This is a genomic window from Candidatus Thermoplasmatota archaeon, from assembly GCA_030018475.1.
GTDB lineage: Archaea > Thermoplasmatota > JASEFT01 > JASEFT01 > JASEFT01 > JASEFT01.
Window position 1 is genome coordinate 1 of sequence record JASEFT010000068.1, and the last position, 5,738, is coordinate 5,738.

At 38.6% G+C, this 5,738-nt stretch carries 9 protein-coding genes; 4 read left to right on the forward strand and 5 right to left on the reverse strand.

The features are described 5' to 3' along the window. Positions 1-315 (reverse strand): SDR family NAD(P)-dependent oxidoreductase (locus QMD21_07085; GenBank protein ID MDI6856524.1); only part of this gene is annotated, 315 nt, incomplete at its 3' end. Positions 316-488: 173 nt separating this feature from the next. Here QMD21_07085 and QMD21_07090 point away from each other — a divergent pair. Then, complete coding sequence (locus QMD21_07090; protein MDI6856525.1) at positions 489-752, forward strand: MoaD/ThiS family protein; 264 nt, start codon at positions 489-491, stop codon at positions 750-752. Between the two features lie 33 nt (positions 753-785). Here the strand turns inward: QMD21_07090 and QMD21_07095 are convergent, their stop codons facing one another. Next, entirely contained in the window at positions 786-1,238 is a 453-nt protein-coding gene (locus tag QMD21_07095; protein ID MDI6856526.1) for a pyridoxamine 5'-phosphate oxidase family protein, read from the reverse strand. A 1-nt stretch (position 1,239) separates the two neighbouring features. Between QMD21_07095 and QMD21_07100 the strand changes: the two genes are divergently transcribed. The 3 genes from QMD21_07100 (at position 1,240) to QMD21_07110 (ending at position 3,728) form a co-directional block, all read left to right on the forward strand. Continuing rightward, positions 1,240-1,386 carry a hypothetical protein gene (locus tag QMD21_07100; protein MDI6856527.1) on the forward strand — a complete coding sequence of 49 codons (147 nt, stop codon included), beginning with the start codon at positions 1,240-1,242 and terminating at the stop codon, positions 1,384-1,386. 69 nt (positions 1,387-1,455) lie between these two features. Further along, complete coding sequence (locus tag QMD21_07105) at positions 1,456-3,282, forward strand: aldehyde ferredoxin oxidoreductase family protein (protein ID MDI6856528.1); 1,827 nt, start codon at positions 1,456-1,458, stop codon at positions 3,280-3,282. Beyond that, positions 3,279-3,728, forward strand: a complete 450-nt coding sequence (locus QMD21_07110) for a 4Fe-4S dicluster domain-containing protein (GenBank protein ID MDI6856529.1) — start codon at positions 3,279-3,281, stop codon at positions 3,726-3,728. The genes QMD21_07105 and QMD21_07110 overlap by 4 nt, the downstream gene beginning before the upstream one ends. Before the next feature lie 160 nt (positions 3,729-3,888). Here the strand turns inward: QMD21_07110 and QMD21_07115 are convergent, their stop codons facing one another. The 3 genes from QMD21_07115 to QMD21_07125 are packed head-to-tail and all read right to left on the reverse strand — an operon-like array spanning position 3,889 to position 5,467. Further along, positions 3,889-4,014, reverse strand: a complete 126-nt coding sequence (locus tag QMD21_07115; GenBank protein ID MDI6856530.1) for a hypothetical protein — start codon at positions 4,012-4,014, stop codon at positions 3,889-3,891. A 14-nt stretch (positions 4,015-4,028) separates the two neighbouring features. Then, positions 4,029-5,243 carry an FAD-dependent oxidoreductase gene (locus QMD21_07120; protein MDI6856531.1) on the reverse strand — a complete coding sequence of 405 codons (1,215 nt, stop codon included), beginning with the start codon at positions 5,241-5,243 and terminating at the stop codon, positions 4,029-4,031. Between the two features lie 5 nt (positions 5,244-5,248). Continuing rightward, positions 5,249-5,467 carry a hypothetical protein gene (locus QMD21_07125; protein ID MDI6856532.1) on the reverse strand — a complete coding sequence of 73 codons (219 nt, stop codon included), beginning with the start codon at positions 5,465-5,467 and terminating at the stop codon, positions 5,249-5,251. Positions 5,468-5,738 lie beyond the last annotated feature (271 nt).

The following is a 5,738-nucleotide window of genomic DNA, read 5'->3' on the forward strand; positions in this document are numbered from 1 at the left end:
CTCCTCAGTCATCTTCCAGATTACGCTATCCCGGTTTATACCGGCATTACATACTAAAATATCTAATCTGCCAAACTCTTCTAAAACCTTTTTAACTACTTTTTCAGCGTCTATAGTACTTGCAACATCAGCTCTTACTGCTAGAGCCTTTCTTCCTAAATTTGTAATCTCTTTAACTATCTCGTTTGCCTCGGTATCATGTTTTTGATAGTTAATCGCTACATTTACGCCCTCTTTTGCTAGAGCGATAGCGATTGCAGCTCCTATGCCCATACTACCGCCTGTAACTATAGCAGATTTATCTTTTAACTCCATAATTACGAAAATGCTGCTGTGCTTATATGAATTTTTCTGTCTAACTCATAGAGCGCTTTCTCCTTTTATCAGAATATTCGTCTAAAAACGGTTGGTAATTTCTCAGCAAGTTATAAATATCATTAGATCTATGAAGCACTTGGAAGTGACAGTGATTGAAGTTGCAAATCAAGGTGAGACTTTTACAGCCGTTTAAAGATATTGCCGGCGTTGGTGAGTTAATAGTAGAAACTGATAGAAGAACTATAAAATCGGTATTACTCGCAGTCGCGAAAACTTATCCAAAACTAAAATCAGAATTTTTCGATGAAAAAGGCATGATCAAAGATTATCTTAATATAATGATAAATGAAAGATTAGTACTCTCAGGTGCGAGGACTATAAAACTCAAGGCTAATGACGAACTAGCAATTTTTATGGCTGTAGGCGGCGGTTAAAGACAGAACTAAAGACTGAGCTTTGGAAAACTTTTAACACTTATAACTATCAAGTTCATCGAAAACATCTGATATGAACTTTTTTCCGCGCTCTGTTCTGCACCTATATCTAATGCCGCTGATAGTTTCTGAGTGCGTAGAATCATCCTTTATGTCTATAATGGTCGACTTAACTACGCACATAGCTGGATTGCAATTCATCTCTTCTTTGAACACTTCTGCGTTGCATCTTATGGAAATGTTGAGATCGTCTTTTTCGCAGAGGTTTATCATAATCTTTGGGTTGCGCCTGATATTTATAACACCTTGATGATTTCTATTCATTGCCAGCAATAGCGTCTTTTTGTTTACAGCTGTTATTAAGTGAACAGGAGTTGTGTTTGGGTAGCCATTTTCAGAAATCGTTGCTACTATTACAGTACTCTCTCGTGCATTGAGCTGTTTGATCGCCTCTTCACTGAGTTCTTCTCCGAGTATCTTAGACATAATGCCTAAAAAGTTTTTTGTGATATTAAATGTTTCAACCGATACTGTTGTAGCTTTCGAGCTTAGAAGTGCCGGTGATAGATTTTTTTCAGCAACGCTGAGGGTAAGAGAGTTCTGGAATAAATTTGCAGATAATGTGCAACAGTAGATGAGGCGTTTGCTGGGTTTAGAAATTATAAGAAAATTATAAACGCATCAAAAAATATACCAATCACAAATGCTCACTAGAAAATTGGGCGTTATAGAGCTTACTAAGGAGAAGATAAAGATAGAAGATATACCTTTAAGTTTACGAAAAAGATATCTTGGTGGTAGAGGGTTGAATGTCTGGTATCTTTATAAGTATTTAAAGCGTGGTGTTGATGCTCTCTCTCCTGATAATATTTTGGTTATAGGCGCTGGTTTCCTTACAGGTACTCTAGCACCGTCATCTAGCAGATTTAACGTATCTGCTAAATCGCCGGAAACAGGATTTTTAGGTGATAGCAATTGCGGCGGATATTTTGGGGCAGAGCTGAGGTACAGTGGCTTCGATACGCTCATTCTGAGGGGCAGAGCTAAAAAGCCGAGCTATATATTTGTTAACGACGGCGAAATTGAGCTTAGAGATGCGAGTGGCTATTGGGGTATGGATACAATTGAAGTTCAAAGAGCTATAAAAGCAGATTTAGGCGATTGCGAAGTCGTTACCTGCGGTGTCGCTGGAGAAAAACTGGTGAGATTTGCAAATATTAGAACAGGTATGAAAAACTCAGGCGGTAGATGTGGCTTAGGCGCAGTAATGGGCTCTAAGAACGTCAAAGCTGTTGTTGCAAGTGGAAGCATTGGTATTAAGTTAGCAGCGCCTGATAAGATGCTAGAAAAAGTCCTTGAACTTAAAGAGTATTTGCTCAATTCTAAGATAATACAGTTGCTTGGTAGGTTGGGCACGCCGTTGCTCTATGAATATAGCAACATTATTGGCGCAATAAGAACGAAGAACAGCCAGTTAAATGCATGGTCAACTTCGTTAAATGCCGAGCAGTTTGAGAAAATGGCTGAAAAAATGGTTGCCTGCTCCTCATGCATGGTGCACTGCAGGCACAGGAACAAGCTTGGCGGCGAGGGCCCTGAGTACACAGCAGTTGGGCTACTTGGCGCAAATCTAGGTATTGAAAAGCCTGAGGAAGTAATTGAACTCAGTAATATATGCAACAAGTTAGGACTTGATATTTCGTCTACCGGTACTATATTGGCATGGGCGTTTGAACTATATGAAAAAGGAATCATTGATAAAAAAATCACTCATGAAAAGCTTGAATTTGGAAATTTTGAGCTTATCAAATCCATGCTCTATAAAATCTCTATGCGCAATGGTTTCGGCAATATTCTTGCGGAGAGTACAAATGCTACTAAATACTTCGGCTCACGCTCTAAAGATTATTTGATTGCAGTTAAAAACTTACCTCAAAGCGATCCCCATGATGTAAGGTATATAAAAGCGTTTGCGTTAGGTATTGCTACTGCATCAAGAGGGGCTGATCATTTAAGAAGCAGGCCTACTCTGGAAATATTTTTTAAATTGCCCCATAGAGTTAAGGAGAGAATTTACGGCAGAAATATTTCTCCGGAGCCAACTTCGTTTAAAGGTAAGGAAAAAGCTGTGTTCTTTTCTGAAAATATCTATGCAGTCATAGATTCTCTGGGCTTGTGCAAATTTATATGCCATGGGTTTAACAGTCCTCATTTATTGGGCTACGAGCATTTTAAAGACCTGATATACTATTCCTCTGGATTGAGATTTACTAAAAGAGAGCTTGTTACTGTTGGTAAAAGAGTGATTGATATCGAAAGATTGATTAACGCGAGGGAAGGTATAACACGGGAGGATGATACTCTGCCGAGACGCTATTTTGAAGAGCAAATGAAGTTAGGAGTGGCAAAAGGTCATAGAATAGATAGGAAAGAATTCGAACTTGCCTTGACTAAATATTATAAGCTACGTGGCTGGACTGAAAATGGAACTGTGCCTAGGAAAAGGGCTGAAGAGTTAATAAAATTATGAAATATCTCTACGCTTATCCGGAAAGATGTACTGGCTGTAAGGAGTGCGCTATTGCCTGCTCACTAAAAAAATTCGGTGAGTGCAATCCTAAGAAATCTGCTATATCTATTGTAAGGGACGAGTTTGAGCGCTACGAATTTCCAATAGTATGTCTTCAATGCGATGAGGCAATGTGCATGACTATATGCCCGCAGAATGCTATTTATAAGGAGAAAAATATAATTAAAATAAACAAAGATAAGTGCACTAGGTGCAGACTTTGCGTTGCAATGTGTCCTTACTCTGCAATTACAGTTTTAGGTGATGAAATAATACAATGCGACTTGTGTGATGGAGAACCAACCTGCGTCAAATTCTGCCCTACAAATGCAATAGAATATTTGGAAGAGACTGCAGAGCTGGCGAAGAGAAGAAAAGAGTTAGTGAAGAAATTAAGCTTGAAGTAAGCGTTTGGGGCGAACTAATATCAAAACCTGCGTTGAGGAAAAGAAAAGCTGTAGAGAAAATAATGAGATTAGCGGCTCGAGGAGGTATAGAAGTATTTACATCAGGGTATATCCTAGATGAAATTGAAGAAGCGCCAAGAGCTATCAAAAAAAACGTTGCTTAAGCTCTTAGAAACCGTGCCCCATAGCGAGTTAGAAGAAACAGATGAAATTCTCTATCAATTACTACCCACCCCAGCTCATCTGCGGTCACTAAGCTAAGCAGCTCAGATTTCTCCTCAGCCATTTTGTTGCGAGTGCTTAGGTGTAAGTAAGTAGCGGGTATGCAAATTTTTCGTGCAAAAGCCGATTTTTTAATTTTGAACAGTCAGCACTTTTGTTTATCAAGCTTAGGATAAGCCCGGAATTTTTCAGCTCACCAATAGCTTGCATGCCTACTATTTTATTGTTTTTTAAGATAATTTTTTTTATTATTTTTCCCTGCCAAACCTTGATTTGTTCACATTTAGGCGCTTCAGAAGAAGTAAGACCAAGTGCTACAACTGGCGTATCAAAAACATTAACTACATTCACAGAGGCCAAGCCTTCATAAATCTTGGGAATACCTACGAGATTATACCCCGCGATTTTACCCTGCTCAATTGCATTAGGCCATGTTGCATTAATTTTTCTTTTTCTAGTAAGCAAGTCGACCCCCTCGGCAACGTCGCCAGCTGCATAAATATTTTTAATATTTGTTCTAAGCTTCTTATCAACAATTATACCAATATTTGTTTTAATGCTTGTACCCCTAACAAGCTCGATATTTGGCTTTACACCAGTGCTCACCACTACTAAGTCACAGTTAATTTTTTTATTTCTGAGGAGCACTCCCCCAACTTTTTTGTCGCCAGTTATTTCTAAAAGCTGCTCTTCCAAAATAACTTTAATCCCATTTTGCTCCAGAAGCTTCTTGACAGCTTCTCCCATATCTCTATCGAGCATTTTTGGAAGCACTCTGTCTAACAGCTCAATAACAAAGACCTCAACACCTAATTTTTTCAAGGCTATAGCGCACTCAATACCTACAGAGCCGGCGCCTATAACTACCGCTCTTTTTACATTTTTTATTGCTTTTTTAATTTTTTTAGAGTTTTCTAGATTGGCTAAAAAAAACACACCTTTTTTTTCAATCCCTTTAATTTTCGGGATTATTGGCGAAGAGCCAGTAGCGATCAATAATTTATCGTATAGAATTTTTTGATCTTTAAGCAAGACAACATTTCTCTCTGGGACTACCTTTATAACTTCCTTACCAAAGAGCGTTTGAGCCCTCATTTTTTTATAGAAATCTTTACCGAGCCTCCAAAGATTCTTTTCTTTGATTGTATTAGAAATGTAATATGGTAGCGCGCACAAAGAATAAGTTGCCCTATCCTTAGAGATAATTTTAATTTCTACATCTTTATCAATATTTCTGATAGTTTCAAGAGCACTCACGCCAGCAGCGCCGTTGCCAATTATTACTATACTCATTGCTTTCACTCTTTTTTCTTTCTTGTGTAAATTGTTTTGTACTTATCTGGCTCTGCTTCATAACATATCTTACAGTCTTCATCCATTTCTTCAAGTGCTAGAGGCTCGAGTCTAACTTCAAATCCTAACGATTTGTATAGTTCCACAGCTTCGCTCAGTCTTGGCTCACATGCTATAAACTGCTTTTCCCAGCCTGCTTTTTTGAGCTTTTCTTTTGTTGTCATTTTTTTCTTATTTTGTGAGTGCAAAGTCAACAAACATCCGCAACATTTTCACTGCCGCCCCTTTCTGAGCCAAACTATTACTACGATCGTAACTCCTAGCAAATTACCCAGCTGGTTTTTCAGGAGGTGCCCCTTTCTTCCTCCGTTTGATACCAATCCCTGCGATAGCAAAAGCGGCCACAATTATTACAATTATTCCCATATATAAAAGCCAGTTTACCGGCGGTGCCGCTATTAGCTTCTCAGCCATAGGTGCGAATATAGTTAAATG

Excerpts from the sequence above, each read along its gene's own strand:
- QMD21_07120 (MDI6856531.1), bottom strand. The coding sequence starts at position 5,243 with ATGAGTATAGTAATAATTGGCAACGGCGCTGCTGGCGTGAGTGCTCTT.
- QMD21_07095 (MDI6856526.1), bottom strand. The coding sequence starts at position 1,238 with ATGTCTAAGATACTCGGAGAAGAACTCAGTGAAGAGGCGATCAAACAG.
- QMD21_07105 (MDI6856528.1), top strand. The coding sequence starts at position 1,456 with ATGCTCACTAGAAAATTGGGCGTTATAGAGCTTACTAAGGAGAAGATA.
- QMD21_07100 (MDI6856527.1), top strand. The coding sequence starts at position 1,240 with ATGCCTAAAAAGTTTTTTGTGATATTAAATGTTTCAACCGATACTGTT.
- QMD21_07110 (MDI6856529.1), top strand. The coding sequence starts at position 3,279 with ATGAAATATCTCTACGCTTATCCGGAAAGATGTACTGGCTGTAAGGAG.
- QMD21_07125 (MDI6856532.1), bottom strand. The coding sequence starts at position 5,467 with ATGACAACAAAAGAAAAGCTCAAAAAAGCAGGCTGGGAAAAGCAGTTT.
- QMD21_07115 (MDI6856530.1), bottom strand. The coding sequence starts at position 4,014 with ATGGCTGAGGAGAAATCTGAGCTGCTTAGCTTAGTGACCGCAGATGAG.